Source organism: Dehalococcoidales bacterium, from assembly GCA_035529395.1.
Lineage (GTDB): Bacteria > Chloroflexota > Dehalococcoidia > Dehalococcoidales > Fen-1064 > DUES01.
This window is the reverse complement of sequence record DATKWT010000117.1, coordinates 1-26,639: the sequence shown is the minus strand read 5'-3', so window position 1 is coordinate 26,639 and position 26,639 is coordinate 1. Positions and strand designations below refer to the sequence as shown.

General features: G+C 56.4%; 21 protein-coding genes. 16 read left to right on the top strand and 5 right to left on the bottom strand.

What is annotated here, in order from left to right; all coding sequences use genetic code 11:
- On the top strand, positions 1 to 443 hold a 443-nt coding region (locus tag VMW13_07595; GenBank protein HUV44677.1), incomplete at its 5' end, for an argininosuccinate lyase.
- Positions 443 to 1,114 carry a ribulose-phosphate 3-epimerase gene (rpe, locus tag VMW13_07590; GenBank protein HUV44676.1) on the top strand — a complete coding sequence of 224 codons (672 nt, stop codon included), beginning with the start codon at positions 443 to 445 and terminating at the stop codon, positions 1,112 to 1,114. The genes VMW13_07595 and rpe, both read left to right, overlap by 1 nt.
- On the opposite strand, the gene rpmB is transcribed toward rpe, so the two are convergent.
- Positions 1,101 to 1,304, bottom strand: coding sequence for a 50S ribosomal protein L28 (gene rpmB, locus VMW13_07585; protein ID HUV44675.1), 204 nt, complete (start codon positions 1,302 to 1,304; stop codon positions 1,101 to 1,103). The two genes, rpe and rpmB, sit on opposite strands and share 14 nt — an antisense overlap.
- 177 nt (positions 1,305 to 1,481) lie before the next feature.
- Between rpmB and VMW13_07580 the strand changes: the two genes are divergently transcribed.
- The 6 genes from VMW13_07580 to argS all read left to right on the top strand — a co-directional run bounded on the left by VMW13_07580 (position 1,482) and on the right by argS (position 9,825).
- Positions 1,482 to 3,116 (top strand): DAK2 domain-containing protein, encoded by a 1,635-nt coding sequence (locus tag VMW13_07580; GenBank protein HUV44674.1) that lies wholly within the window; start codon positions 1,482 to 1,484, stop codon positions 3,114 to 3,116.
- Positions 3,117 to 3,133: 17 nt separating this feature from the next.
- Positions 3,134 to 3,973 (top strand): DegV family protein, encoded by an 840-nt coding sequence (locus tag VMW13_07575; protein HUV44673.1) that lies wholly within the window; start codon positions 3,134 to 3,136, stop codon positions 3,971 to 3,973.
- An 87-nt stretch (positions 3,974 to 4,060) separates the two neighbouring features.
- Positions 4,061 to 6,514 carry an ATP-dependent DNA helicase RecG gene (gene recG, locus VMW13_07570; GenBank protein ID HUV44672.1) on the top strand — a complete coding sequence of 818 codons (2,454 nt, stop codon included), beginning with the start codon at positions 4,061 to 4,063 and terminating at the stop codon, positions 6,512 to 6,514.
- 195 nt (positions 6,515 to 6,709) lie between these two features.
- On the top strand, positions 6,710 to 7,252 hold the full coding sequence (locus VMW13_07565) for a hypothetical protein (GenBank protein HUV44671.1): 543 nt from the start codon (positions 6,710 to 6,712) through the stop codon (positions 7,250 to 7,252).
- Between the two features lie 7 nt (positions 7,253 to 7,259).
- Positions 7,260 to 7,985: a flavodoxin family protein gene (locus VMW13_07560; GenBank protein ID HUV44670.1), complete on the top strand. Its 726-nt coding sequence runs from the start codon at positions 7,260 to 7,262 to the stop codon at positions 7,983 to 7,985.
- Between the two features lie 178 nt (positions 7,986 to 8,163).
- Positions 8,164 to 9,825, top strand: a complete 1,662-nt coding sequence (gene argS, locus VMW13_07555; GenBank protein HUV44669.1) for an arginine--tRNA ligase — start codon at positions 8,164 to 8,166, stop codon at positions 9,823 to 9,825.
- 33 nt (positions 9,826 to 9,858) lie between these two features.
- Here argS and VMW13_07550 read toward each other — a convergent pair whose 3' ends face one another.
- Positions 9,859 to 10,362 carry a gamma carbonic anhydrase family protein gene (locus VMW13_07550; protein ID HUV44668.1) on the bottom strand — a complete coding sequence of 168 codons (504 nt, stop codon included), beginning with the start codon at positions 10,360 to 10,362 and terminating at the stop codon, positions 9,859 to 9,861.
- Between the two features lie 496 nt (positions 10,363 to 10,858).
- Between VMW13_07550 and trpS the strand changes: the two genes are divergently transcribed.
- The 4 genes from trpS (at position 10,859) to VMW13_07530 (ending at position 14,985) form a co-directional block, all read left to right on the top strand.
- Complete coding sequence (gene trpS, locus VMW13_07545; protein ID HUV44667.1) at positions 10,859 to 11,833, top strand: tryptophan--tRNA ligase; 975 nt, start codon at positions 10,859 to 10,861, stop codon at positions 11,831 to 11,833.
- A gap of 45 nt (positions 11,834 to 11,878) precedes the next feature.
- Positions 11,879 to 13,450: an acyl-CoA carboxylase subunit beta gene (locus VMW13_07540; GenBank protein ID HUV44666.1), complete on the top strand. Its 1,572-nt coding sequence runs from the start codon at positions 11,879 to 11,881 to the stop codon at positions 13,448 to 13,450.
- 12 nt (positions 13,451 to 13,462) lie between these two features.
- On the top strand, positions 13,463 to 14,176 hold the full coding sequence (gene hisA, locus VMW13_07535; GenBank protein HUV44665.1) for a 1-(5-phosphoribosyl)-5-[(5-phosphoribosylamino)methylideneamino]imidazole-4-carboxamide isomerase: 714 nt from the start codon (positions 13,463 to 13,465) through the stop codon (positions 14,174 to 14,176).
- Between the two features lie 227 nt (positions 14,177 to 14,403).
- The gene (locus VMW13_07530) at positions 14,404 to 14,985 is read left to right on the top strand and encodes a GNAT family N-acetyltransferase (protein ID HUV44664.1); all 582 of its coding nucleotides are present in this window, start codon (positions 14,404 to 14,406) and stop codon (positions 14,983 to 14,985) included.
- 255 nt (positions 14,986 to 15,240) lie between these two features.
- Here VMW13_07530 and VMW13_07525 read toward each other — a convergent pair whose 3' ends face one another.
- A complete protein-coding gene (locus tag VMW13_07525) occupies positions 15,241 to 15,978 on the bottom strand; it encodes an ABC transporter permease (protein HUV44663.1) in 738 nt (245 codons plus the stop codon).
- Positions 15,979 to 15,980: 2 nt separating this feature from the next.
- Positions 15,981 to 16,925 (bottom strand): ABC transporter ATP-binding protein, encoded by a 945-nt coding sequence (locus VMW13_07520; GenBank protein HUV44662.1) that lies wholly within the window; start codon positions 16,923 to 16,925, stop codon positions 15,981 to 15,983.
- Positions 16,926 to 17,273: 348 nt separating this feature from the next.
- Here VMW13_07520 and VMW13_07515 point away from each other — a divergent pair, with 348 nt between their 5' ends.
- Together VMW13_07515 and VMW13_07510 are read left to right on the top strand one after the other, a co-directional pair.
- Entirely contained in the window at positions 17,274 to 20,000 is a 2,727-nt protein-coding gene (locus VMW13_07515) for a GNAT family N-acetyltransferase (GenBank protein HUV44661.1), read from the top strand.
- A 172-nt stretch (positions 20,001 to 20,172) separates the two neighbouring features.
- The gene (locus tag VMW13_07510) at positions 20,173 to 20,961 is read left to right on the top strand and encodes an SDR family oxidoreductase (GenBank protein HUV44660.1); all 789 of its coding nucleotides are present in this window, start codon (positions 20,173 to 20,175) and stop codon (positions 20,959 to 20,961) included.
- Positions 20,962 to 21,021: 60 nt separating this feature from the next.
- Here the strand turns inward: VMW13_07510 and VMW13_07505 are convergent, their stop codons facing one another.
- Positions 21,022 to 21,498, bottom strand: a complete 477-nt coding sequence (locus VMW13_07505; protein ID HUV44659.1) for a GNAT family N-acetyltransferase — start codon at positions 21,496 to 21,498, stop codon at positions 21,022 to 21,024.
- A 781-nt stretch (positions 21,499 to 22,279) separates the two neighbouring features.
- Between VMW13_07505 and VMW13_07500 the strand changes: the two genes are divergently transcribed.
- Positions 22,280 to 23,065 carry a hypothetical protein gene (locus VMW13_07500; GenBank protein ID HUV44658.1) on the top strand — a complete coding sequence of 262 codons (786 nt, stop codon included), beginning with the start codon at positions 22,280 to 22,282 and terminating at the stop codon, positions 23,063 to 23,065.
- A 462-nt stretch (positions 23,066 to 23,527) separates the two neighbouring features.
- Positions 23,528 to 26,047, top strand: coding sequence for a CoA transferase (locus tag VMW13_07495; protein HUV44657.1), 2,520 nt, complete (start codon positions 23,528 to 23,530; stop codon positions 26,045 to 26,047).
- The last annotated feature ends 592 nt before the right edge of the window (positions 26,048 to 26,639 follow it).

Here is a 26,639-nt window from a genome sequence, read left to right as displayed (position 1 = left end):
TTCCCCTGGCCTACGTCCGGGACATGCAGGAGGACAAGGAAGGCTTCTTCGATACCGTGGATACGCTGCTGGCCACCCTGGAGGTCTTCGCCGGCATGGTATCGACGCTCCGCGTGAAGCCGGAGAATACCGGACGGGCCGTCCGGCACGGCTACCTGCTGGCCACCGACCTGGCCGACTACCTGGTCAAGAAGGGTGAGCCATTCCGCAGTGCCCACGACATCGTGGCCCGGCTGGTGAGCTACGCCGCCAGGCAGGAAAAGGCACTGGACGAGTTAAAGCTCAGTGAGTACCGGGAGTTCTCTCCACGGTTCGATGAGGACGTCCTGGCAATCACGATAGAGTCCTCGCTGGCTGCCCGCGATAATTTCGGAGGAACGGCACCAAAGAGGGTCGAGCAGGCGCTTGCCGAGGCCAGAAAGACCCTGCAAGGAGGCCCGTGATGACAGGTGAGCGCCGCATCAAAATCGCCCCCTCCATCCTTTCCGCCGACTACGCCCGCCTTGGTGAGGTGGTTACCGAAGCGACCAGGGCGGGGGCCGATTATATCCACATAGACGTGATGGATGGGCATTTCGTGCCGCCGGTGACTGTGGGTGCACAGATGGTGAGTGCGCTACGTCCCTGGACGGACCTGCCCCTGGACGTCCACCTGATGGTCGAAGCACCGGAGCACCATATTGACCAGTTCGCCGCCGCCGGGGCGGACATCATCACCGTTCACGTGGAGGCCGCCACACACCTGTACCGCACTATCCAGCGCATCAAGGAGTTGGGTAAGAAGGCGGGCGTCTCCCTTAATCCGGCCACACCAATCGGCTCTCTTGAGGAGATATTGCCCTCGGTAGACCTGGTCCTGGTAATGACGGTAAATCCCGGGTTCGGCGGACAGACCTTCATCAAAGATATGCCGGAAAAGATAGCACGCGTCAGGGCAGAACTGGACAGGCGTGGCCTGGAGGCTGAGCTGGAGGTGGATGGCGGTATCTCCGCCGCTACCGCTCCTCTGGTTGTCCGGGCTGGTGCCACGGTACTGGTGGCAGGCGCAGCGATATTCGCAACCGGGGAACCGGTGAAGGACTCGCTGGAGAAGATACGGGCTAGTTTATGGTAGTGGGCAGTGTTCTCGCCAGCTTGTGCTGGGTGCGCAGGCACCTGGTGCACAGGCTGAGTCGCTTCTTCTTACCGTCCACAATGAGAGTGACCCGGTGAATATTCGGCATCCAGCGCCGCTTGGTATGGCGCTTGGAGTGACTAACGTTATTGCCGAACTGTGGCGTCTTGTCACACAAATCGCACTTCAAGAACATGTCTCCTTGACTATATGTCAGCTTTACAGTATCTTATGGTACGGTATTATATTAGCACAGCGGGACTCGTATAACAAATACACCGGCAATAACCGTATGGTCTGCATGGTTAGAAGCCCGCTATGTATTGATAAAGTAGATACGACCAGTAGTCTGGGAGGATAATGGGGGATGAAGCAAACCAAGTTTATCACCGGGCAAGACTTCCGCGAGATGTTCGCCTGTGCCACTGCCTGGCTTGAGAAATGCGCTTCCGATGTTGACGCCCTGAACGTTTTCCCGGTACCGGACGGCGATACCGGGACCAATATGCTGCTGACGCTGAACTCCAGCATGGAAGAAGCCTACCGTGCTCCGGACAACAGCAGTTCGGCAATAGCTCAGGCCCTCGCCAAAGGGGCACTCATGGGAGCCCGGGGGAACAGCGGCGTAATACTGTCACAGATACTGCGCGGCCTTGCTCAGGGCATCGCCGGCAAGGAATCCCTGACCGGAGCCGACTTTGCCAGTGCTCTCCAGGAAGCCTCCGTAATGGCCTACAAGGGGTTGAGCAATCCGGTGGAGGGCACAATACTCACCGTGACCAAGGATGCCGCCGCAGCCGCTCGAAAGCTGGTGGAAGAGGGAGACCCGGACCTTACCGAAGTCTTTGAAATTATCGTGCAAGCCGCCAACGAATCGGTGGCCAATACCCCGGCACTGCTTCCCATCCTCAAGGAATCAGGGGTGGTCGATGCCGGAGGGCAGGGATTTTATACCATCCTCGAAGGTGCCTTGCACTACCTGAAGGGTGAGGCCGAACAGATACGGTTCCGCAAACCTCAGATGATTGTCAGCAGCGTACCTCTGTCGGGCAGGCCCCCCGAGATGATAGCCGCCGATGAGGAACCATTCGGATACTGCACCGAGTTCATGCTCAAGGGAGAGAAACTCAACACGGAAAAAATCAGTTCCAGGCTGGAGAAGAAGGGCGAATCCCTGATTGTGGTTGGTGACGAATCGACGGCCAGAATTCATATCCATACGCTTGACCCGGGTAATGTAATCCACATCGCCACCGGCCTGGGCACAGTGCACCAGGTATCAATCCGCAACATGGACGAACAGCACCGGGATTTCCTGGAGATGCAGAAAGACAAGGCACCCGCAGTGGACATGGCCATTATCGCAGTCGTCACCGGTGACGGCCTCGCCGAGGTCTTCACCAGCCTGGGAGTGACCGCAATAGTCCCCGGTGGCCAGACAATGAACCCCAGTACCAGAGATATACTCCAGGCAGTGGAATCAGTAGCCTCGGACAAGGTCATTATCCTGCCCAACAACAAGAACATCGTGCTTACCGCCGAGCAGGTACTCACCCTCACCGAGAAGGATGTTGAGATAGTCGCCACGGAGACCATACCGCAGGGGGTCGCTGCCCTCCTGGCGCTTGACTATGAAGCGGACCTTGAGACCAACGCTAGCATAATGAGACAGGCGATACCGTTGGTGAACACAGTTGAGGTCACCCGGGCGGTACGTTCCACACAAATCAATAACATCAAGATAAAGAGGAAGCAGGCAATCGGCCTGCTTGACGGGGAACTGGCGGCAGTGGGGAACAACCCCACCGAGGTACTCCATGAAACCCTTTCCAAGCTGGATGTTAGCGGGAAGGAAATCGTCACGATATACTTCGGCGCTGATACTGACCAGGCAGAGGCGGAACGGGCTAGTATCATACTGCGTACAGAGTACCCCCAGCTTCAGGTCGAAGTGGTCCGAGGTGGTCAGACTCACTACAACTACATTGTCTCCATAGAATAGCGGGGAGGATTCTCATAATGACAGTCAAGATAATAACCGACAGCACCTCGGATATAACCGCCGAGGAAGGTGCTAAACTCGGGATTACCGTCATCCCTCTAACGGTGATGTTTGGCCGGGAGGCTTACCTGGACCGGGTTACAATAACCACCGACGAGTTCTACCGCCGGTTGACCACCGGAGATGTCTTCCCGACTACGACACAGCCAGCCCCCAAAGATTTTGCCGAGGTGTACGACAAGCTGACCGATGAGACCGACGAAATCCTCGTAATCACCCTGTCTGCAAAGCTGAGCGGCACCTATCAGTCCGCGGTGAGCGCCATAGAAATGGTGCAGAAGAAGTGCCGTGTTGAGGTTATCGACTCCGGGATGGTAGCCATGGGTCAGGGACTCGTTGCCCTTGCCGCAGCCAGTGCAGCCCAGCAAGGAACCAAACTCGATGAACTCTCCGACTTGGTCCGGGACGCACTCACCCGCTCTCACTGGATAACCTATTTCGACACCCTCAAGTATCTGGCCAAGGGCGGACGGATTGGCAGAGCCCAGGGTCTTCTGGGCTCCGTACTGTCGTTCAAGCCGATACTCACCGTGAAGGAAGGTGAAATATCACCGTTGACGCGCCTGCGGTCACAGGCGGCCGGAGTTGAGTACCTGTACAACTACGTGACCAGCTTCCAGCGGATTGAGGAACTGGCCGTGGAACATACCACGCTCCCGGACGAGGCGGACAGGCTGGCAGAGCGTCTCCGTGCTGCCTTCCCTGATGTGAATATCCGTCGGTCAATCGTCAGTCCGGTACTGGGGGTCCACGGCGGTCCCAACGCTATCGCGGTAACCGTTCTGGAGGCTAAGTAGGCTGGCCAGTGCCGGGCTAAGCCGGTCGATGCCGGTCACAGTCGTTGCCGACAACACCACCGACCTGCCGACCACGGGGGCTGGGTTTTGTCAGTAGATATCGGGCCTCTGCGTAAAATCCTCGAACTGGAGCATTCCAGGGGCTATTCGGACTCAGCCGTAATCGGCGGACTGGACAGATTCCTTGGCAACTGGAGCGGTCCGGCCATGGCCTCGATTCCCAGTCGTCGTGCCCTGAGCCGCTTCCGCAAACTCGGTCTGGATAAATCCAGTTATGATTCTCTGACCGTAGAGCAGCGCCAGCAATGGGCTCGCGACGTGCTTGATTTCCTAACGGAACTGGAGCACGAAGGTGAGGGGAAACCCGGCCCCGGAACAGCACGGAAGGCTGACCGGTCGCCACGAGCCAGACAGCCAAAGGTAAGCACGGACATTTCGCCTGATTCCCCGATTACGTCTGTGAAAGGTATCAGTTCAGCCCTGGCATCCAAATTCGGCAAGCTGGGTGTAACGACAATCAGAGACCTGCTATATTTCTTCCCCAACCGCCACCTGGACTACAGCCAGAGGAAGACTATCTCGCAACTCACCCAGGGAGAAGAGGAGACCATCATCGCCAATGTCTGGCAGGCAACCGAGACCAGACCCGGCGGCAGGCGGAGTACCGAGGCTATCGTCGGTGACGAGACGGGCAATGTCCGCGTGGTGTGGTTCAACAACCCCTACCTGGTCAGGCAGCTTGCCCCCAACATGAGAATCGTGCTCAGTGGCCGGGTAAGGCTGTTCAACGGGCGCTACGTCTTTGAATCACCGGAGTGGGAGCCGTGGCAAGACACAGACCTGGTACACACCGGACGTCTGGTACCGGTCTACCCGCTCACCCGGGGACTGTATCCCCGCCAGGTCAGGAAGCTGATGAAGGGGATAGTAGACCAGTGGGCATGGCAGGTGCCGGACTTCCTGCCCGCTTCGGTGAGAGAGCACCGTAACCTGCTGGAGCTGCCCAGGGCAATATCCGAGGCCCACTATCCGGATGACAACGAGGTCAAGGACCGGGCAAGGACCCGCCTCGCCTTTGACGAGCTCTTCCTCCTCCAGCTCGGTGTCCTGGGCAGGAAATGGGAATGGCAGGAAGGGCAACCCGGCAATCCGCTTCACACCAGCAGGGAAGTGCTGGACACCTTTATAGATTCCCTGCCCTTCAAGCTCACCGCCGCCCAGGAAAGGGTGCTCGCCGAGCTGCTCAACGACCTGGAAAGGCCGCAACCGATGTCTCGCCTGCTCGAGGGAGACGTGGGCAGCGGGAAGACGGTTGTCGCTACCGCCGGTCTGCTGATGGCCGCTGCCAACGATTGTCAGGGGGCACTGATGGCACCTACGGAAATCCTGGCAGAGCAGCACTTCGCCACCATCTCCCGGCTGCTGGCGGCAGTAACACACACCGATGAGGAATCAGGCTACCTGCACAGCTACTCCGGCATCCTGCCCCGACCTCTGACGGTGGCAATGCTTATCGGAGCGATACCGGCAGCACAGAAGCGGGAGCTCCACCGGATGATTCGGGGCGGGGAAATCGACATCGTGGTCGGCACGCACGCCCTCATCCAGAAAGACGTGGAGTTCCGCCAACTGGCCCTGGCGGTCGTCGACGAGCAGCACCGCTTCGGCGTTGAGCAGCGTTCCAGCCTGCGACAGAAGGGGCATAATCCCCACGTACTGGTAATGACTGCGACACCCATCCCGAGAACACTGGCACTGACGCTGTACGGCGACCTTGACCTTTCGGTGATTGACCAGCTACCGCCGGGCAGGCAAGCAGTGAAAACGAGGTGGCTTAAGCCGGAGCAACGCCGGAGCGCCTACAACTTCCTGCGCCGCGAGATTGGCAACGGCCGCCAGGCGTTCATAATCTGCCCGCTTATCGAGGAGTCCGAAGCGGTGCAGGCAAAGGCGGCGACGGCCGAGCATGAGCGCCTCTCCCGGGAGGTCTTCCCTGACCTGAAGCTAGGCCTGCTTCACGGACGGATGTCGGCTACGGACAAGGAAAAGGTGATGCGCCGGTTCTACGCCGGTGAGATTGATATCCTGGTCTCCACGGCGGTTGTCGAGGTGGGTATCGACGTTCCCAACGCCACCGTGATGATGGTGGAAAGCGCCGACCGCTTCGGGCTTTCCCAGCTGCACCAGTTCCGGGGCCGGGTGGGGCGTGGTACCGAGCAGAGCTACTGCATGTTGATGGCAGAGGAACCATCCGATGTCGGACTGCAACGCCTGGACATCATTGAAAACGTCCAGGACGGCTTCCAGCTTGCCGAGGAAGACCTCAAGATGCGCGGGCCGGGAGAGTTCTTCGGGACGCGACAGAGCGGCCTGCCCGATTTACGTATGGCCAGGCTCTCCGATGTTGCCCTGCTGGAGATAGCCCGCAGCGAGGCACAGAAGGTCTTTGAAAAAGACCGGAATCTGGAGAAGCCGGAGCACGCCCTGCTGCTTAAAGAGATGTCACGGGTGTGGAGTTCCGAGGCGGGGGAGTGGAGCTAGGGGGGGATGTTGGCAACAGACTTCTGGTGGGTAACTGAGCAAGAATTAATCAAATACCCATGGGTTGAAGTTTTGCATCAACAGCCGTATTCGGACCATCCGAACGGACCGCAACCCACAGAGGTGATAACGTACCACAGCGTTAGCCCTGGCGGAAGACTCTGTCACACAAGGAGACGCTATCGGGTTGACTTCTTGGTAAAATGGCGGCACGTCTGCGGTAATACCAACGTATTCCGTAGCCTCTATCTCTATTCAGCAGAGGAAGAGGGTACTACACTGGCAGGACCACTTGTGATAGACATTGACAGTGACAGCGTGTTGAGCTCTGGAGGTTATTTTCCTAACATCGATCATTCTCTCCAAACAGCCCGACGTATACTGGATGATCACCTCTCAAGACTGCCCGAGACCGACTACCGAGTGTTCTTCACGGGTCATAAGGGCTTCAGTATTGAGGTACGCCCCGGGGCACTGGGCGATATTCGTTCGGACCCGTACAGTAGCGCGTGGAGGAAGTACCTTAGCAGTCTGCGTGTGTTGCAGGTCGGAACCGCCAAGGTAGATGTTCTGCATCACGAGTTGCGGCTGCAGAACTCCATAAACCACTGGATGGACGACCGGGGACGCAAGATGTATCGTATGAAATACGAAGTGAGTCCATCTGCACTACGTACGCATAATGCAGACTACTTCTGCTCCCGTGGTGAAGAACTTGCGGTAGCGAAAAGGAGGTAACACCACCATGAAAGCAGTCGCAATCAACTCAAGCCCGAACATGGAAAAAGGAAATACCGCCGTCATACTCGACCCCTTCCTCGAAGGCATGAGGGAGGCCGGGGCGGAGGTGGAGGTCTACTATACCAAAAAGCTGGACATCAAGCCCTGTCAGGGCGAGTTCAACTGCTGGTTGAAGACGCCGGGGGAGTGCTTCCAGAAGGACGACATGGAGTGGTTACGTCCCAAATGGTACGAGGCAGATATCCGCGTGCTCGCCACACCACTCTACGTGGACGGTATGTCCGGTCCGATGAAGAACTTCATTGACCGCAACATTCCAGGTGCCCAGCCCTTCTTCGAACTGCACGATGGTCACATCCGGCACCCCGGCCGTGTAGCGGGACATACCACCAAACTGGCTCTGGTGAGCAACTGCGGTTTCTGGGAAATGGATAATTTCGATGCGCTGGTCGTGCACGTCGAAGCTATGTGCCGTAACATGAAGAGCGATTTCGCCGGAGCACTCTTGCGTCCGCAGGGCCCCGCAATGAAGCCGATGCTGGCCATTGGCGGGCTGGTCGACGATATTATCGAGGCTGCCCGGGACGCGGGACGGCAGCTTGTGCGGGACGGCAAGATGTCCCAGGAAACCCTCAAGACCGTCGGCCGGGATGTGATGTCGCGGGACGAATACATCCAGATTGTCAACCAGAACTTCCAGCAGGCACTGGACGCGCTGCCGGAGAAGTAGTACACTCCTTCCTTTCAGTAGCACCCCACCTGACGGCTCCCCGCTACGCCAGCAAGGCAGCGATGAGTGTTACTGCCTCTATCTCAATTGTGCTATAATTCAAGCGTAGAACATATCCGGCCAGTATATTGAAGGATGCGGGTCTGAGCAGAGAGGACTTCATAAGGCTGCTACAAGGATGATACTCAAGGAAATATTGGCAGACCTGGTAACGCAGGCAGCCGAAAAGGCACAGCAATCAGGAAAACTGCCGTCTGTACCCCTGCCGGCAGCAACCATCGAACGCCCGCAGAAACCGGAACACGGCGACTACGCATCCAGCCTGCCCCTGAAGCTCGCCCGTTTGATGGGGACCAACCCGTTGAACATCGCACGGCAGCTTGTCGAGTTGATACCTGCCACACCTGAGATTGAAAGTATCACCGTTGCCCCACCCGGATTCATCAACTTCATCCTCAAGGATAACTGGCTGACCCGGCAGGTCGAGTCTATCCTCGAAGCCGGTGAGTCCTTCGGCAACATCGACCTCGGCAAGGGCAGCCGGATACAGGTGGAATTCGTCAGCAGCAATCCCACCGGCCCGCTCCACGTCGGCTATGGTCGCGGTGCTATCCTGGGCAGCACGCTGGCCGATATCCTCAGTGCCGCCGGCTACGACGTACAGAGAGAGTACTATTTCAACGACGCCGGTAGCCAGATGGACGCTTTCAACCGTTCGCTCTACGCCCGCTACCAGCAGTGCCTCGGTACCGAGACGGAGGTACCTTCCGATGGCTATCATGGTGAATACATGATTGACCTCGCCAGGGAGATTATTGCCGAAGAAGGGGACAGGTTTATTACCCTTTCGGAATCTGAAGCAGTACCGCAACTGGGCAGTCTCGGAACTGACAGGTTGATGAAGCAAATCAGGATAGAACTTGAGATGCTGAGGGTAGATTTCGATGCCTGGTTCAGCGAACAGAGCCTCTACAAGAACGGGCAATTCGATAAGATAATGGAGCTACTGCGGCGCGATGGCTATATCGCGGAGAAGGAAGGCGCTACCTGGTTCGTCTCCACTGCCCTCGGTGAGGACAAGGACAACGTTGTCATCCGCAGTGACGGCCTACCAACCTACTTCGCCGCCGATATCGCCTACCACTACAACAAGTTCATCGAGCGCCACTTCGACCGCGTAATCGACATCTGGGGGGCTGACCACCAGGGTCACGTCTCCCGCCTGAAGGCAGCTGTCGGTGCCCTGGGGATTGACCCGGACCGGCTGGAACTGATTGTCCACCAGTTGGTCACACTGCGCCGTGGCGACGAGGTAATCCGTATCTCCACCCGTAGCGGCGACCTCATCTCGCTGCGCGAGGTACTGGACGAGGTGGGTACGGATGCCTGCCGCTACTTCTTCCTGTCACGATCGGCGAACAGCCAGATGGACTTTGACCTGGAACTGGCGAAGAAGGAAGCCCCCGACAACCCGGTCTACTATATCCAGTACGCCCATGCCCGTATTGCCAGCATACTTCGCCTTGCCGAGGAGAAGGGTATTACTTACGAGAACGGGGATGTCTCGCTGCTTACCACGGAGCCGGAATTAACGCTTATTCGTAAGCTGCTGCTCCTGCCGGAGCTTATCGAAACGGTGTGCCAGACCCTGGAGCCCCACCACCTGACTTACTACGCCCAGGACCTGGCGACTACATTCCACAGCTTCTACAAGCAGTGCCGCGTAATCTCCAGCAACGAGACGCTCACTCCGGCCCGTCTCAAGCTGGTAGCGGCCACCAAGACCGTGCTTGCCAGGACCCTGCACCTCATGGGAATGACAGCACCGGAGAGGATGTAGCCCTGCATCGCCTGCGTGGCGCCTCTCAGACCGTTAGAACTCCTCTTGCTTGTACCGCTTGACCAGTTCGGAATAGGCTGACGGCCCATCTTGCACACGCCGCTTCATCCGGTCCCCGACATCCCTGATTTTGCCGGGAATGCCAACCACCATTGAGTAGTCCGGCACCTTCATGCCCTGGCTCACCAGACATCCGGCAGCAATTATGCAGTGGCTACCAATCTCGGCATTATCCAGCAGAGTAGCATTGTTACCAATCAGGTTGTTATTGCCAATCCGGACACAGTGCACCACCACGCTGTGGCCGATGGTCACATTATCGCCAATCTCCACCGGTACGCCGGAATGTATCACGGAGTTGTCTTCCACCATGGTGTTATTGCCAATTTTGATACTGGCGAAGTCGCCCCGTATAACCGCTCCGGGAAACACCCCGGAACCCTCGCCAATCTCCACATCACCAATCACGTATGCGGCCTCACTGACATAGGCCGATTCGGCGATGCGAGGAGTCTTACCGCCAAAACTTCTAATCACTCTTTCTCTACCTCCAGACTGGTTCATATTACCGGCTCGTGAGGCCAACCGTCAAACCCCCGGGTGAACCGAAGGCTCACACGTGAACCGAAGGCTCACACGTCATTGCGAGGAGCGTGCCGACATTCCGTCGACCCCAGCGACAGGCCGCTGGTTTCAGCGGCACGCAATCTCCGGGAAAAGAAGGAGATTGCCGTGTCCGTATCCTCACAAATACCAGACATAACGTTAAAACAAATCACGCACGGTTAGCCTCGATTTGTTTCCGTATTTCATACAATACCTCTTCTTGATATAATTTTCTCCTTCCCCTTGATAAGGGGAAGGGGAAGGAGAAGGCGCAGCCCCTTCTGAGGGGCCCCGCCTCTCCTGAGAGGCGCTCCATCTGGTCCGCACGGGGTTCGGTCGAAAGAGTTTTTCAACAGCCGCTAATACTCACAACCTTGAGGCTGAAGCCAGTTTTGTGATAAACTTTATAGCTGGGGAAGGTTATCAAATGATGAAACGAGTTTTCTCTGGAGCACGTCCTACCGGTCGACAGCACATCGGGAACTACCTGGGTGCATTACGGAACTATGTCGCTCTCCAGGATGAGTATGACTGCATCTACTGCATTGTCGATATTCACGCCCTGACGTCCATGGAAGACACCGGCAAGCTCCAGCACTACATCCGCGAAACACTGCTCGACTGGCTGGCTGCGGGGCTCGACCCCGAGAAAAGCATCCTGTTCGTACAGTCCCATGTCCCGGAGGTAATGGAGCTGCATACCCTGCTCGGTATGGTCACACCGATAAGCTGGCTGATGCGCGTACCAACATTCAAGGAGAAGGTGAAGACCCAACCGGAGAACGTTAACTACGGGCTGGTGGGCTATCCGGTGCTGATGACGGCCGACATCATTCTCTACAAGGCAAACGCCATACCCGTCGGTGAAGACCAGCTGCCCCATATCGAACTGGCCCGGGAGATTGTCCGCCGTTTCAACAGCCGGTTCGGGGACACCTTCCCCGAACCCCAGGCCAAGCTGACCGAGTTTCCCCTCGTCGTAGGACTGGACGGCAAAGAGAAGATGAGCGCCACGCTGGACAATGGCATAGACATTGCCGCTACCACGGAGGAGACCAGGCAGCGAATCATGACGGCGGTCACCGACCCGGCACGCCGCTACCGGAACGACCCGGGACACCCGGAGATATGCGCTATCTACAAGCTCCACGAGTACTTCAGCACCGACGAGAAAGACTCCATCGCCGAGCAGTGTCGTACTGCCGAGATTGGCTGCGTTGACTGCAAGAAACTGCTGGCCGAGCGCATCAACGCAGAACTGGCACCGTTCCGGGAGAAACGCTCCGAACTCGCGGCGAAACCGCAGTATATTGCTGACATCCTCTCCGATGGTTCCGCACGTGCCCGCATCATCGCCAGGGAGACCCTGCGCGAAGCCAAGGAGAAAATGGGGCTTATCTAGCTGAGACCAGACCGGCACTGCCCGGTGAAAAGGAGAATGCGCGAAATGTCAACAACCGAAGAGCTGATAGAGCAGTACAAACAGAAGCGCCAGAAGATACTGGAGATGGGCGGCGACGCCGCCATTGAAAAGCGCCATCAGGCCGGTCAACTGAGTGCCCGGGAGAGGATAGACTACCTCTTTGACGCGGGTACCTTCACCGAGATAGGGCTCTTTATCAAGCACAGGACGACCGCTTTCGGGCTGGACAAGAGAGAGATACCCGCCGACGGCATCATCACCGGCTTCGGCAAGGTGAACGGCAGGTACGTCGTTACCATGGCGGAGGACTACACCGCCCTGGCAGGTACCTTCGGTGAGCAGCACGGGCGTAAGCTCTCTAATGCCCTTGATTTCGCGCGGAACAAGGGCTGGCCCTTCATCGGCATGAACGACTCCGGTGGCGCCCGCCTCCAGGAAGGTATGGATACTCTGGAATCATACGGCTGGACGTTCAAATCGCAGATACTCGCTTCCGGCGTAATCCCCCAGATAGCCCTGCTCATGGGCCCGTGCCTGGGAGGTCAGGCCTACCATCCGGTCATGCAGGACTTCCTCATCCAGTGCAAAGACACCGGCTTCATGGGCATTGCCGGCTCTGCCTTCGTTGAGACACAGCTTGGTGAGAAGATAACACTGGAAGAGCTCTCCGGATACAAGGCGCACGCCATCAAGTCCGGCTGTACCCACGTGGTTGCCGACGATGACAGGGACGCCATCGATAAGGCTAAAATGCTCCTGTCCTTCTTCCCCGCCAACAACCGGGAGCAGCCACCCCGCATCGAGACGGATGACGACCCCGAGCGGGAGATACCGGAGCTGAATACCATTGTCCCCGACCAGTCCACCCGCCCCTATGACATGAAGAAGGTAATCACGGCGATAACCGACGACGGCCATTTCTTTGAGACGCAGGCGCTGCATGCCACCAGCGTGATAACCGGGTTCGCCCGCTTCAACGGGCGACCGGTGGGCATCTTCGCCAACCAGCCGATGCAGGCGGCGGGCGTAATCAACATCGACGCCGCCGATAAAGGGGCCAGGTTCATCCGGTTCTGCGACCTGTTCAACATCCCGATGCTCACCCTCGGGGACTGTCCGGGCTACATGATAGGCTCCGAGCAGGACTGGAAGGGCATCCTGCGCCACGGCGCCAAGCTCCTATTTGCCTGGGCCGAGTCCACGATACCCCTGATTTCAATCATGGTACGCAAGTCCTACGCCGGTGCTCACTACGGGATGCTGGATAAAGCCATCGGTGCCGATTTCGTCTTTGCCTGGCCGACAGCCCGCGTTACCATCGTTGGCGCGGATACCGCTGCCAGTGTCATTTTCGCCCGGGAAATACGCGGGTCGGACAACCCGGAGGAAACCAGGGCAAAGCGGATAGAGGAGTTCAGCGAGCTGTACGAGAACCCGTACCAGGGTGCGGAGCGTGGCTATATCGACGACATCATAATGCCCGGTGACACGCGCAAGGTGATAAACCGGGCGCTGGACGTCCTCGAAGACAAGAACAAGGACAACAAGGCATACAACGCCAAGACCTGGAAGAAGTTCGCCAACATCAATCTGTGAGGTGGCACTACTATCGAGATTATCCCGGCGATTGACCTCAGGGGTGGCCGCTGCGTTCGTCTCTATCAGGGTGATTACAGCCGGGAAGTCACGTTCTCCGACGACCCGGTGGAAGTAGCCCTGAGATGGCAGTCACTGGGAGCACCCCGGCTGCACATCGTCGACCTTGATGGCGCCGCCGCCGGTGAGCCGCAGAACCTGGAGGTCATCAGGCAGATTGCGGACGCCTCCCTGCTACCCACCCAGCTAGGCGGGGGAATCCGCACGCTGGAGACCATCAAGGAAGTACTCCAGGCAGGTATCGACCGTGTTATCCTGAGTACGGCCGCGGTGGAAGACCCGGACCTGCTCCGGGAGGCATGCCGGAAGTTCGGCGACTACATCATCGTCAGTATCGACGCCCGGGATGGTCGCATAGCGACACACGGATGGCAGCAGGACACGGAGTGGGGAACGGTGGAGTTCGCCCGGCTGGTAGCCCGTTCCGGTGTGAAGCGCCTTATCTACACCGACATCGTTCGCGACGGTACCCTCACCGAGCCGAACTTCACCGCTATTTCCGAGCTGGTTGACTCGGTTAAACTACCGGTCATCGCCGCCGGTGGTATCTCGTCGCTGCTCCACCTCAAGATGCTCAAGCGGCTTGGCATAAAAGGGGCAATCATCGGCAAAGCGCTCTATACCAAGGATATCGACCTCAAAAAGGCGCTGGACGCTGTTAGCTAACGAGGAAATCGGACAGGGGCTAGTGTAGTGTCTCCGAGTTCTCTTTACAATGATTGTTGACAAAAATGCGTCGTAGTAGCCGGTGCCTCACTGTAAAGCTATGTTAGAAACACTACACCAGAACCTCCTTCCATAGAATACCCTCGTTCTTCCCCCTGTAGGCATAACGCCGCTTGACACTGTGATTTGCCTTTTGCCGATAGGCTCTGCACAGGAGACAACCACTCGTGAAGCTGCGCAAACACAGTTTGACACTCCCAGGGCAACGGGTAGCATTGCGCCCGATGACCGAACGCGACTGGGACATCCTGCTCAAATGGAACAACGACCCGGAAATCCTATACTACAGTGAGGGCGACGATGTTTCATCACACACTCTTGAACGGGTACAGAAAATATACCGGAGTGTATCGCAGAGTGCGTTCTGTTTCATGATGGAATGCAGTGGCAGGCCAGTTGGCGAGTGCTGGCTTCAGCGCATGAACCTTGATAGGATTTTGATGAAGTATCCTGAGAGGGATTGCCGGCGCATTGACCTGATGATAGGAGAGAAGACACTCTGGGGACATGGCCTTGGTACGGAAGTCATTGGCACCCTAACACGATTCGCATTCGAGGATGAACGAGCAGAGTTCGTCTTCGGATGCGATATTGCAGACTACAACCCGCACAGCCTGAGAGCGTTCCAGAAAAACGGCTACGAGATACACTCGAAAATGAGACAGTTCCGGGGGGGGAAAGCGAGATTCGTCTACGATGTGGTGCTGTCCAGGCATCAGTATCACGCAAGAAACAAGAACTCGGAATGAGACACAGGGAGTCACAAAGAGGGGGTGCCCCTCAGAAGGGGCCTGCCCCTTTGGCAGGGGTGTTTGGGCGTCATTCTTACAGAATGACGTTAGCAGAATCCGAAACCAGATTCTGCCGGTATCCCCCAGATATAATCTTTTCCCCCTTCCGCAGAAGGCTCCTTCCTGGCCAGGAAGGGGAAGGCGGCGCCCCTTCTGAGGGGCGCTCCGTCTGGGACGCACGGGGTTCGGTCGAAAGGGTTTTTCAGCAACCTGCTAGTGACGACGTTTTATAACAAAATAAGTAACAACGAATCCAGCGATGCACCAAGCACTTGTGATACTAAACGCTAACCCGAGATTTACATCTAGATCGGTAAGAGTACCACGCGAAAGCTCTGCCATGTACTGAATTGGCAGTACCTTGTGTACTGCCTCCAGCCAGTTGGGTAATTGCTCAACCGGGTACATAACCGGTGAGAATATCATAATGGCAAAGACTATTATCTGAGTAGCTACTTGCGCCATCTGTGGTTTTGGGGCACCATGAGCAAATGCGTAGCCAACGAATATCCCGGTCATTGCTATAAGCAACATTGCTGGTATTACAAGTGGGCTTACCTCAAGCGTGAAATCATGATACAGGGCGCCAATTATCAGGGCCAGCAGTACTCCTGGTAAGGTGATCAATACCCAGATTGTAGCGTCGGCTGCAAGGTAGACCATTCGTGGAACCGGTAAAGACCACATATAATCGAAGGTTCCCTCCACTCTAGCCATTGCCACCGCCTGGGGTGCTATTACTAATCCCACCATGAGTAGAATTAGAGTGGGTGCACCCGTAGTAAGGAATTTGGCTATGGTCGGGTTGATTTGTGGGTAGAAGAAACCAATGCCAATGACGAAGCCAACCGCAATCATGATTTCCACTGCTACATAAAGTGGTATCATTGGTTTGTTACTGAGAGCCTGCCACTTTAGCATCAACACATAGCTACGGAGCCATCCGTACATCTCTAGATACCTCCCTCGGGTAGTTCTAGAGTATCCAGGCGGCCGACCATTCTCACATAAGTGTCTTCGAGAGTGGTCGGCCCTAATGAGAATTCCTCTACTATGCCTTCTTCCTTCAAATTGCGTGCCCATTCAATAGCAGTTGTAATGTTATCCTTCCCAACCCTGGTAATCATGCGGCGGTTTGAGATGAGGCTCTGTATTAGGAAATCAGCTGGTTGCGGTGGTTCTGCATCCGGTTCGAGTATAAGCTCCAAGCGTAGGCTCTCGCCTTCCGATTCCTTTAGCGTTGCCGGAGTTCCTTGTCCGATTACTCTACCGTCGTTAATAATTGCCAGACGATTAACGACACGCTCAGCCTCTAGAACATTGTGTGTAACAAGTAGAACAGCGGATCCCCTTTCAGCTAGATTATGAACCTCTCGCCATAGCAAGCGACGCCGCAACGGATCAATATCGTTGGTAGGCTCATCCAGTATGACAATACTTCCCGGCATAACTGCTGCCATACAGAATGCTACCAGACGGCGTACTCCGCCGGAGAAGGTAATGCCCATCTTGTTCTTCCACTCTCCGATTTCAAGATGGTCGACTAATTCATTGGCTCGTTGACGGACTTGAGTTGCACTGCCGCCCCTAATCCGACCAACCAGCTCGATTGCTTGTATTGCTGTGAGCCCTGCGATTGGCACTTGTGTCTGGGCTTGAAATGAGCAGGCTTGCCGGGCATAGCTCGGTTTAGCAACAACATCTATTCCGGCAATGCTGATTGATCCTGAGGTAGGTACCGTAAGGCCAATAATCTGGTTAACTACGGTGGTCTTGCCAGCACCATTTGGTCCTAACAGTCCGAAGACCTCACCCTCTCTCACTGAAAGGTTGATGTTGTCGTTTGCCTTTACTCCCCCACGATATACTTTACAGAGTTGGTTTATCTCTAACAACATATCTATTTTATTTCTTTAATTCGTTCGTCAAGCTGCTAAGACTGTAATTTATACCAGGTCGCCAGACTCTGTCAATACATGGAAATAACAAAGCGTCATGTGTAGTAAGAAAGGAATCCTTTTAGGTAATATCGAGGTAACACTACGCTATTTTATTGCCTCGGCCATATTTAAGCGGTCAAATCGGAGAGATACTTCAAAGATGTCATTTGAAGTGGAGAGGCAGCAATTATATAATTGGCATTATCTGAAAGGGCTTCCTATAAGAGCACTCGGCGGTACTTCTGCTACCTGCAAGACTGTCAGAACTGTCCTGGCAGTTCAGAGGTAGGACGAAGCGAGGCAATAATGGCTGACAACAGAGGTGGCGACCTGGAGCAATACAGAACGGTGGTGACGCTGCGCGACGGCTCCGCGCTGCTCCTCCGCCCCATCCGGCCGGAGGATGAGGACCGGTTGCTCGCTCTCTTCTACCGGCTCAGCGGGCACACCGTCTACTTGAGATTCCACCATGTCCTGACCCACATGTCCCGCGAGGAAGTGGCGCACTTCTGTGCAGTTGACTATAACAACTCGATGGCCCTGGTCGGCACGGTCGGCGAAGGGAGCGAGGAAGAAATCATAGCCGTGGGCCGTTATGCACGGCTTCCTCGTGGTGACGCGGCTGAAGTCGCCTTTGTGGTCGAGGACGCACGCCAGGGCAAAGGTATCGGCACCCACCTGCTGGAGCAGTTGGCTGAGATCGCCAGGAAGAAGGGCATCGGTTTCTTCGAAGCCGAGATACTCGCCGGGAACCAGGAAATGGTGAAGGTGCTCACAGACAGCGGTTTTCGGTTGGACAAGAAGCTGGAACAGGGCATCTACCGAATGGTGCTGGACCTTACACCTATTCCCTCAACCGAAGTACAGGCCGCTGAACGCGAGAGAGTCGCCACGATAGCCTCACTTCGAGCCTTCCTCAGGCCACGTTCCATCGCCGTGGTAGGGGCCTCCACCAGGCGGGGTTCTGTGGGCAATAGTCTCTTCCACAACATACTGCGAGGCGAATTCAATGGGGTGGTCTACCCGGTAAACCCGGGTGCCGAGGTAGTAGCCTCGGTGAAGGCGTATCCCTCTGTTCTTGAGATACCGGGGACCGTGGACCTCGCCGTGGTAGCCGTCCCTGCGGGAAAGGTGCAGGAGGTAGTGGCGCAGTGCGGACGCAAGGGGGTACGCGGAGTTGTCGTGATTTCCGCCGGCTTCGGGGAAACGGGGAGTGACGGGGCTGAGAGGCAGGAAAGGTTGCTTCACACAGCTCGTAGCCATGGTATGCGGCTGGTGGGGCCCAACTGTATGGGTATCATCAACACTGACCCCACGGTCCGGATGAACGCCACTTTTACCCGCGTTTCTCCACGCACCGGCAATATTGCCTTCGGCGCGCAAAGTGGCGCCCTTGGGCTGGCCGTTCTGGAATACGCGGATGCCCTGGATATCGGCGTGTCAACCTTTGTCAGCTTGGGCAACAGAGCCGATGTGTCCAATAACGACTTGCTCCAGTACTGGGCAGAAGACCCGGCTACCGAGGTTATCCTGCTCTATGTGGAGTCTTTTGGTAACCCGCGGAAATTTGCGCGCATTGCCCGAAACGCGGCTCTCACGAAGCCGATAGTGGTCGTGAAAGGTGGGCGCACTCCGGCCGGATCCAGGGCGGCCGCGTCCCACACCGGTGCACTGGCTACTTCTGAGGTCGCCTACGACGCGTTGTTCGCTCAGACGGGCCTGATCCGCGTCGATACGCTGGAGGAGTTCTTGGACACGGCCACTCTCCTGTCCCACCAGCCGGTGCCACAGGGCAGAAGCGTGGCGATCGTCACCAATGGCGGCGGCCTCGGGATTCTGACGGCCGATGCGTGTGCCGCACACGGTCTCGAACTGCCATCCCCGTCCGACGCCACCATCGCAGGAATGGGAAACTTCCTGACACCCCGGGCAAGTCTGGGCAACCCTATCGATATGACGGCCGAAGCCACTGCTGCGGACTATGCCAGGATGCTCAGAATCCTGGCGCAGGATGATGCCATCGACATCACGATCGCGATATTCATTCCGCCCATGCCTGGCATGTCCGAAGATGTCGCCGGAGCAATCCGGGACACCGCGCCGGAGTTTCGCCGCCGGGGCAAGGTCCTGGTAGCATCCTTCGTCGGTCAGCGCGGTGGCAGTGCTGGGAGCAGCGCAATCGAAGAGGCCAGGGTCCCCCGCTTCTCGTTCCCGGAGGCGGCAGCAGCAGCCCTGGCCAGAGCGTACCAGTACGGTGAGTGGACAAGGAAACCGAAGGGGGTAGTCCCTGCGCTGTCAGATGTCAACAAGGAGAGGGCTGAGGAGATAGTCAAGTCAACTCTGGAGCGAAACTCGGAGCGGCCCCTGTGGCTCGATGCAGCTTCAATCAACGAGCTTCTCGCCTGTTACGGGATACGTACCGCACCTATGGTGTCTGCCACGAGTGCGGAGGAGGCAGCCAGGGCAGCGGCAGAGGTCGGTTTCCCCGTTGCTGTTAAACTCCTCTCCAGCACAATCACCCACAAGACGGATGTGGGTGGCGTAGTCCTTGGCCTTCACTCAACTAAAGAGGTGGAAGAGGCTTTCCGGCATATCAGGGAACGCCTCGCCAATGCCGGCCGGGAAGCGGAGATGGATGGGGTGATAGTCCAGAGGATGATACCCGAGGGAGTAGAGGCAATTGTAGGCGTCACTCAGGACCCCTCGTTTGGCCCTCTGGTCATGTTCGGCATGGGCGGTATCTACAGCGAGCTGCTGAAGGACGTCACCTTTCGCATTCACCCGCTCACCGACATCGACGCTTCGGAAATGGTGCGCTCGGTAAAGGCCTATCGGCTGCTCGAAGGCTGGAGAGGATCGAAGCCAGCGGACACGGCGGCCGTCGAGGAACTGCTGCTGAGTATCTCCGCCATGGTGGAAGACCTCCCTCAGATACATGAGCTCGATCTCAACCCGGTGAAGGTGCTGGAGCGGGAAAATGGGTGCGTGGTTATTGACGCACGGGTCATGCTGGCAGGCGCTCCGGGAACCTGATCCGTTCAGTACGCGCGGCATGTGTTGGTATTCCTTGCTCACTTCTGGATAGGTACGGTTATATTGGATACCCGTTTCCTCATTGTAAACGTGTCCAGCTAATAGTAGAGGATTGACTTCGGTTATCACTACGGTTAGAATCCACTGAGACGGTGTGGAAAGGCAGGCACAAATGAAGGCGGTAGTCATAACAGGTAGTACCCGAGGTATCGGATACGGTCTCGCTGATTCATTCCTCACTCTTGGTTGTGCCGTTACCATAAGTGGTCGATCCGCGGAGGGAGTTGAGAACGCAGTCGCGACCCTCGCGATGAAGCACGAATCAGACCGGCTCTTCGGCCATTCCTGTGACATCACAGACTTCGATCAGGTACAGATACTGTGGGACAACTCGAAAGAACGGTTCAGCAGGGTAGACATCTGGGTCAACAACGCCGGTGTGTCGAATCCTCAGGCAGATTTCTGGCACCAATCGCCCAAGCGGGTGGCGGATGTCGTCAACACTAACGTCCTTGGCGCTATGTACGGGTCTCTCGTGGCCCTTCAGGGCATGATGGAGCAGGGATTTGGTGGCCTCTACAACATGGAGGGGCTTGGAAGTGACGGTCGGACGATGCGTGGCCTTGCACCGTATGGCACTTCAAAGGCTGGTCTGGCGTACCTGACGCGATCCCTGGCGAGGGAGACAAAGGGTACTGCTGTCGTAGTTGGCGGGCTGCGGCCAGGCATGGTTCTGACCGAACTCATCACGAAGGAGTACGAAGGCCGTCCGGACGAATGGGAACGTTTCAAGCCAATCCTGAATATCCTGGCGGAGCGCGTCGAAACAGTAACACCGTGGCTGGCAGGGAGAGTGCTAACCAACACGAAGAACGGAGTGACCATAAGTTGGCTGACCAGGAGGAAGGTATTCTTTCGCTTCCTGATGTCACCATTTAGGAAGCGAAGGTTGTTTGACTAGTCGAGGTACGAACTGACTGGTCTATAGTCACAACAGGGTGGGTCACAATTGTCCATATTGTTAGAGTTCCATGCCTAGAACTACCGAAGTCTGGACCTGACGCTGGGGGATGTTCCAATATCTGGTTAGAAGCTCGTCTTTATCAGGCATGAGTTTGAACCCGTGCTTCTGGTAGAAACCAATTGCCCAGTTGGAGTCTGACCAAGTGCCTACCAGCAAGCAGTTGGTCTTTGTTATCTCCTTTAGATGAGTAAGAAGCCTTGCGCCGATACCTTTCCGTTGGTAACCAGGTAATACATAAGCATGTCTGATGAGTGTTACATCCTGAACCGGCTGGAAACCCATAACCCCTACCAACTGACCTTCTTCTTCCCAACCAAAGAAAATCATGCTCTCCATCTCATGACGGAGTTCCTGGCTCGGCATATACGGCTCGTGATAACAGTCATTTGGAATAACGCCGCGGTAAGCATGGGCTGCCTGGTTTATGATCTCGTAGGTAGCATCCGTGTCTTTGTGAGAAAGTTGCCTGATCATCCAGCGTACCTGAGTTATAACTAACTGTTGCCATGGTACCATTATAATCAAGTGCGTTCAATTACTAGTGGTCTCTTTTCTCTCCATCTCAAGTTTTCATCTCAGGCATACGCGTCAAGGCGTAGAGCAAAGTAACAGTAGCTTATTTTATGCAGGCGAAGTCACAAGAGACTGGATTGTACAGTGACTTCTTGACAGCTCAAGGCGCCGAGGCGGCTATGAAGTGGAAGGCCGGCATGACGATGGCATCACCTGGAGCCAGGTGACGCTACGACTGTGGCACGAGGCTAAAAGCCACTTCAAAGGTTCTACCTATTGATACCCTGGCTCCACCAACGGGGACGATACCTGGAACTCGTCACCGTCTGCCGCGTTATTCGGTATGGATGGCCAGACTCTTCTGACCCCTACTATATACCTTGCCGTCGAATCGCCGCCGGCGGACTCCCTGGCAAACGAGATCTCTGCCCTTTTCACCTTCAGCGCAATCACTGTGCCAATCGCGGCTTGCACCGACGCTGAGTTATCGGCCTGAGAACTTTGTATTTTGTTCGGATGGTTCTCAGGGAAACCAGCCAGGTAAATCAAACCGGCCATGCCCTGCGCAACGAGTTCCGAGCTCTTGAAATCCCGATGGTGACAGTACCAGTTACCAATTGTGTAAGGGTATCAGGACTATTGGGGGATTCTCTTTCTGCTGCCCGCGTCCTATCCTTCTGCTAGGTGCCTGCAGGAACCCCCTCGTATGTTCTACTGGTTTGGGGGTCCAAGGGGGACGATTATGAAGTTGCCTTCGCTCAGAACACTTGTCAGGTTCAGCCTCGTTGCTCCGCTATTAATGCTGGCGGTACTGCCAATGAGCGCCTGTAGCTTGCCCTCTGAAGCAGATGCTCTCGAGAGCATCCTCCGGAGTACCGATGCTGTTGATGGGGAAATCACTATCGTGAATCAGGACGGCAGAAAAGTCACTCTGAAGATCAGCACTGAGGATGCTGCGGAAACTGAAGGAAGTAAAACTGGTACTTCGGACCCTGACAGTCCATCAAACGAGAAGGTTGGCGAAGACTGGGGTGCCGACGGTTGCGGCGAGAGCCGGCAGGCGGCAGTGGAAGGCGAAGTAGCTGAAATAGGGGAGAATGAGATTACCGTCGAATGTGATGCCGACCGCAGGCTCACCATTCGCGTCACTGATAGCACCCGAATAACGCTGGCCGGTGACCGGGAAGTGAGCCTGGCTGATCTTCAGGTGGGTGTGCGGGTGAGCATCTGCTTCGATCCCGCGACCCTCCTGCCTTCCTTGCAGAGCATCGAAGATGTCTTCGGCACGCTTGGGAAGTGGGAAAAGGCTGTGGTGCAACGGGAGAAAGGCCTTACCTGGGCCCAGGTAGCCCGCGAACTTGGCTTCGAACCTGACAAGATGCATATCAGCCTTCTCGATATCGCCGAAGAGAGCGTCTATGCGGCCAAACATGCCGGCTGCCTCACCCTGGACCGGGCCAAGGAACTGCTCGGCCAGTTCAGTCCCGTCGCTCAGGGCTGGGTCGACGAGATATTCGCCGACAGCTAGCGGCACCGGTGAGTATAACCACGTTGATGTCGTCGTCACGGGACACGTCGGTGAATATGTTCTCCGGTTCGGAGTGAAGCTGAGGGTCCACTGCATTGAGGACCTCGGGCCGATTAAGCGTGAAGACGTATGGCACCAGTCTTCCCGGGCGCTGGGCCGCATAGTAGTCGCATTGCACAAAGTACTACCTTATGTGACCACCACCATCGGGCTCCCTGCCACTTCTGTGGCCCCGAAGGGTATCACATAGAGCAACCAGAGAACGTGCAACCCTCTGACCGCGTTGTGACCGCGGCACAGCGCGTGGTACAATTACGCACGACGACAGGCGTGCGACTCCGGGTACTCACAGGAGGATACGAATGGACAGAGTAGCCATCGCCAGCGCTGCATGAACGCCGATTGGGTGCAACATGGGCAGTCATGCAAGACACGCCGGTCACACCTGCAGGGATATGAGATATGCTGAGTAAGTACAGGGCACTCGACCTGACCGGAGAGGAAGGCTTTCTATGCGGAAGGCTGCTTGCCGACCTCGGGGTTGACGTCATCAAGATAGAGCCCACTGGGGGCGATCCGGCCCGTCGCCTCGGACCTTTCTATCATGACGAGCCAGATCCGGAAAGGAATCTTCATTGGTGGGCCTACAATGCCGGCAAGAAGAGCGTGACCCTGGACTTGACAACCGAGCGAGACCGAAAGGCCTTCCTGCAGCTGGTGACTGTGTCTGATATCGTGGTAGAATCCTACCCACCCGGCCGTATGGCAGAGCTCGGGTTGAGCCATGACGAATTGTCGTGGCTGAATCCCGGTATCATAACGGTATCGATAACTGGCTTCGGGCAGAGCGGACCGTACGCCAGGCACGAATGCACCGATATCGTCTGTATGGCTGCAAGCGGATATATGAACCTGCTTGGTGAACCTGACCGGCCACCGTTGCGGATCAGTCTGCCACAGGCGTTCCTGCACGCAGCCAATGACGCCGCTGCCGCCGCTATGATCGCCTTGTGGCATCGAGAACTGACCGGGCAAGGACAGTGGGTGGATGTCTCCGCCCAGGAGTGTATGGCCTGGCAGACCTTCACCAATCACGTTTATTGGGATTTCCGAAAGCTCAGCCCCACGCGTGCCAATACCAGCAATGCGGGTATCACGCCGGGACAGGATGCCTTGCCGGTGATGTTTGCCTGCAAGGACGGTCAGGTGCTCTTCACCGCAACACCGGGTCGTAACGGCAACCGGACACGCAGGTTTATCGAATGGATGGTGGAGGAGGGCTGGATTAGCAGCGTACTTGCTGCATACGACTGGGATGCAAATCCTCAGGTCGCCGCGGGTCTGACGGCGCGTCAGAATGGGCCTGACCCCCAGACGACCAGCCCGCTGTCCGATGAAGACCGAGAGCTGCTGCAACAGAAAAGGCTGGAGTTAAGGCAGGAGTTCGTTCCGTTTATTCTGTCCAAGACCCGGAAAGAGCTCTTTAAAGAGGCTGTTGCCAGGGGTCTACTGCTTGCCCCGGTGAATTCCGTTGATGAAGTTTACGGTAATGCTCATCTGGCCGCCAGGGGGTTCTGGGAAGGGGTAGATTACCCTGAAGTCGCAGCTACAATCACCTATCCCGGACGACCGCATGGGGGCACAGGATTCGAGTATCGCGTACCGAAACGAGCGCCACATGTCGGGGAGCATAATCCCGAGATACTCACCAGTGATTTCATTACGACGAACCGTCGAAAGGACAGGTTGGCTGTAGAGCCTGCTGGTTCCACCGAAGTCTTCAAAGGTCTGCGCATAATCGACTTCAGTTGGGTGATTGTGGGCCCCAGAACAACACGCTACTTCGCCGACCACGGTGCTACGGTAGTCAAGATAGAGGCCCCGGAACGCCCTGATATCGGGCGGGCGGTACCTCCTTTCAAGGATGATATCATAGAGCCGGACCGCAGTGGGCTCTTCGCTCTCTACAACGCCAACAAGTACTCGATGACCATCGACCTTACCATGCCGCAAGGACTCACACTGGCGAAGCGTCTCGTGCAGTGGGCTGACGTTCTGGTGGAGTCTTTCCGACCGGGTGTCATGGAGAGACTGGGGCTGGACCATGCTACGACTGCGGCCCTGAACCCGCGCCTTGTCTATACAAGTACCTGCCTGTTCGGTCAGACCGGTCCATACCGGGATATCGCCGGTTATGGTCATCACGCCGCCGCTTTCACCGCGTTCGATGACCTGGTCGGATGGCCGGACCGGACGCCATGCGGTGTATTCTGGGCCTACACTGATCATATCGCTCCCCAGTTCCTGGTACGTGCTATCATAGCCGCTCTCATGGACCGCGAACGGACAGGTCGAGGCCAATATGTGGAGCAATCACAAATCGAGAGCGCACTCCATTTCCTGGCGCCGGCCTTCCTTGACTACTCAGTCAACGGAAGGGTGATGACACGAAACGGCAACCGGGACCCGCATGCGGCACCTCACGGTGCCTACCGTTGTGCCGGGGAGGACAGGTGGTGTGTCATAGCAGTCCGCACCGATCAAGAGTGGCGAGCACTCTGTCGTGTTGCGGAGCAGTCTGTTCTTGCAGCGGACCGGAGATTTGCCACGCTGGAGTCCAGAAAAAAGCACGAGGACGAACTGGACAGGTTAGTCGAATCGTGGACGAGTCAGCTTGCAGCCGAGGTGGTGGTGGAACAGTTGCAGACCGTTGGGGTGCCTGCCGGGATAGTAGCCAACGCAGAGGATATGCACTGTGACCCCCAGTTCCGCCACCGCAATCATTTCCTGACCTTTGAGCATCCCGTGATCGGACCTCATGATGTTGATGCCCTGCCGTTCAGGCTCTCAAGTACTCCGGCCAAACAGTACTCTCCCGAACCCTGCCTGGGAGAACATAATGCGCACATTTGCACCGATGTTCTGGGGATGTCCGATGAGGAGTTCCTCGATTTGCTCCAGTCAGGGGCATTGGGCGAGTAGGTTGGCCCCGTATCTCAGGAATCCCACCCCTATCGATTCCCGATGGCAAGTGTTGGACAGCGTACCTGTGTCGCGCAGCCTGGCGAAACAGCTAAACCAGAACAGCAGGGCGTGCACGTTCTTCGAAATCTCCCCTGAGCCCAATCACAAAGCGACAGTGGGACGGATTGTTGGCTCCCTGCACTTTCTGGCGGATTGTAACCTGAGTACAAAAACGTTCCTTTCTCCACCGACGGGCCCACGCCTGGCCGTCAGGCGTGGAAACCGGCGGACCTTTTTCGATGGTCCGTTTCCGCATAAGCGACAAAGACAAGGCGCAAAGCATCCGGGTAGCTGAAGAACAATACTATGAGATGCAGACAGAATAGAACCTGTGGTAACATGATTGAAGGATACGTGACGTGGTCCTGTACCCGAACAGGGAGGCTACTTCCCTGCCGCAGACCACGTGGTGCCGCCTGACGTACCCTTTGAGAACTATTGCTGCTATAACACTGTATATTAGACACGTCTTACGACATGAGAAATACACTGCTACTTAACGTAAGTCCCTCACACTGTGGTTAGAGTAATAATCTGAAAGGAGTAGTCT

Bases quoted from the DNA above. Each gene is read 5' to 3' on its own strand.
- VMW13_07580 (HUV44674.1), top strand. From the start codon at position 1,482: ATGAAGCAAACCAAGTTTATCACCGGGCAAGACTTCCGCGAGATGTTC.
- VMW13_07505 (HUV44659.1), bottom strand. From the start codon at position 21,498: ATGATCAGGCAACTTTCTCACAAAGACACGGATGCTACCTACGAGATC.
- VMW13_07560 (HUV44670.1), top strand. From the start codon at position 7,260: ATGAAAGCAGTCGCAATCAACTCAAGCCCGAACATGGAAAAAGGAAAT.
- rpe (HUV44676.1), top strand. From the start codon at position 443: ATGACAGGTGAGCGCCGCATCAAAATCGCCCCCTCCATCCTTTCCGCC.
- VMW13_07495 (HUV44657.1), top strand. From the start codon at position 23,528: ATGCTGAGTAAGTACAGGGCACTCGACCTGACCGGAGAGGAAGGCTTT.
- VMW13_07515 (HUV44661.1), top strand. From the start codon at position 17,274: ATGGCTGACAACAGAGGTGGCGACCTGGAGCAATACAGAACGGTGGTG.
- VMW13_07500 (HUV44658.1), top strand. From the start codon at position 22,280: ATGAAGTTGCCTTCGCTCAGAACACTTGTCAGGTTCAGCCTCGTTGCT.
- VMW13_07520 (HUV44662.1), bottom strand. From the start codon at position 16,925: ATGTTGTTAGAGATAAACCAACTCTGTAAAGTATATCGTGGGGGAGTA.
- argS (HUV44669.1), top strand. From the start codon at position 8,164: ATGATACTCAAGGAAATATTGGCAGACCTGGTAACGCAGGCAGCCGAA.
- VMW13_07525 (HUV44663.1), bottom strand. From the start codon at position 15,978: ATGTACGGATGGCTCCGTAGCTATGTGTTGATGCTAAAGTGGCAGGCT.
- trpS (HUV44667.1), top strand. From the start codon at position 10,859: ATGATGAAACGAGTTTTCTCTGGAGCACGTCCTACCGGTCGACAGCAC.
- VMW13_07540 (HUV44666.1), top strand. From the start codon at position 11,879: ATGTCAACAACCGAAGAGCTGATAGAGCAGTACAAACAGAAGCGCCAG.
- VMW13_07575 (HUV44673.1), top strand. From the start codon at position 3,134: ATGACAGTCAAGATAATAACCGACAGCACCTCGGATATAACCGCCGAG.
- VMW13_07510 (HUV44660.1), top strand. From the start codon at position 20,173: ATGAAGGCGGTAGTCATAACAGGTAGTACCCGAGGTATCGGATACGGT.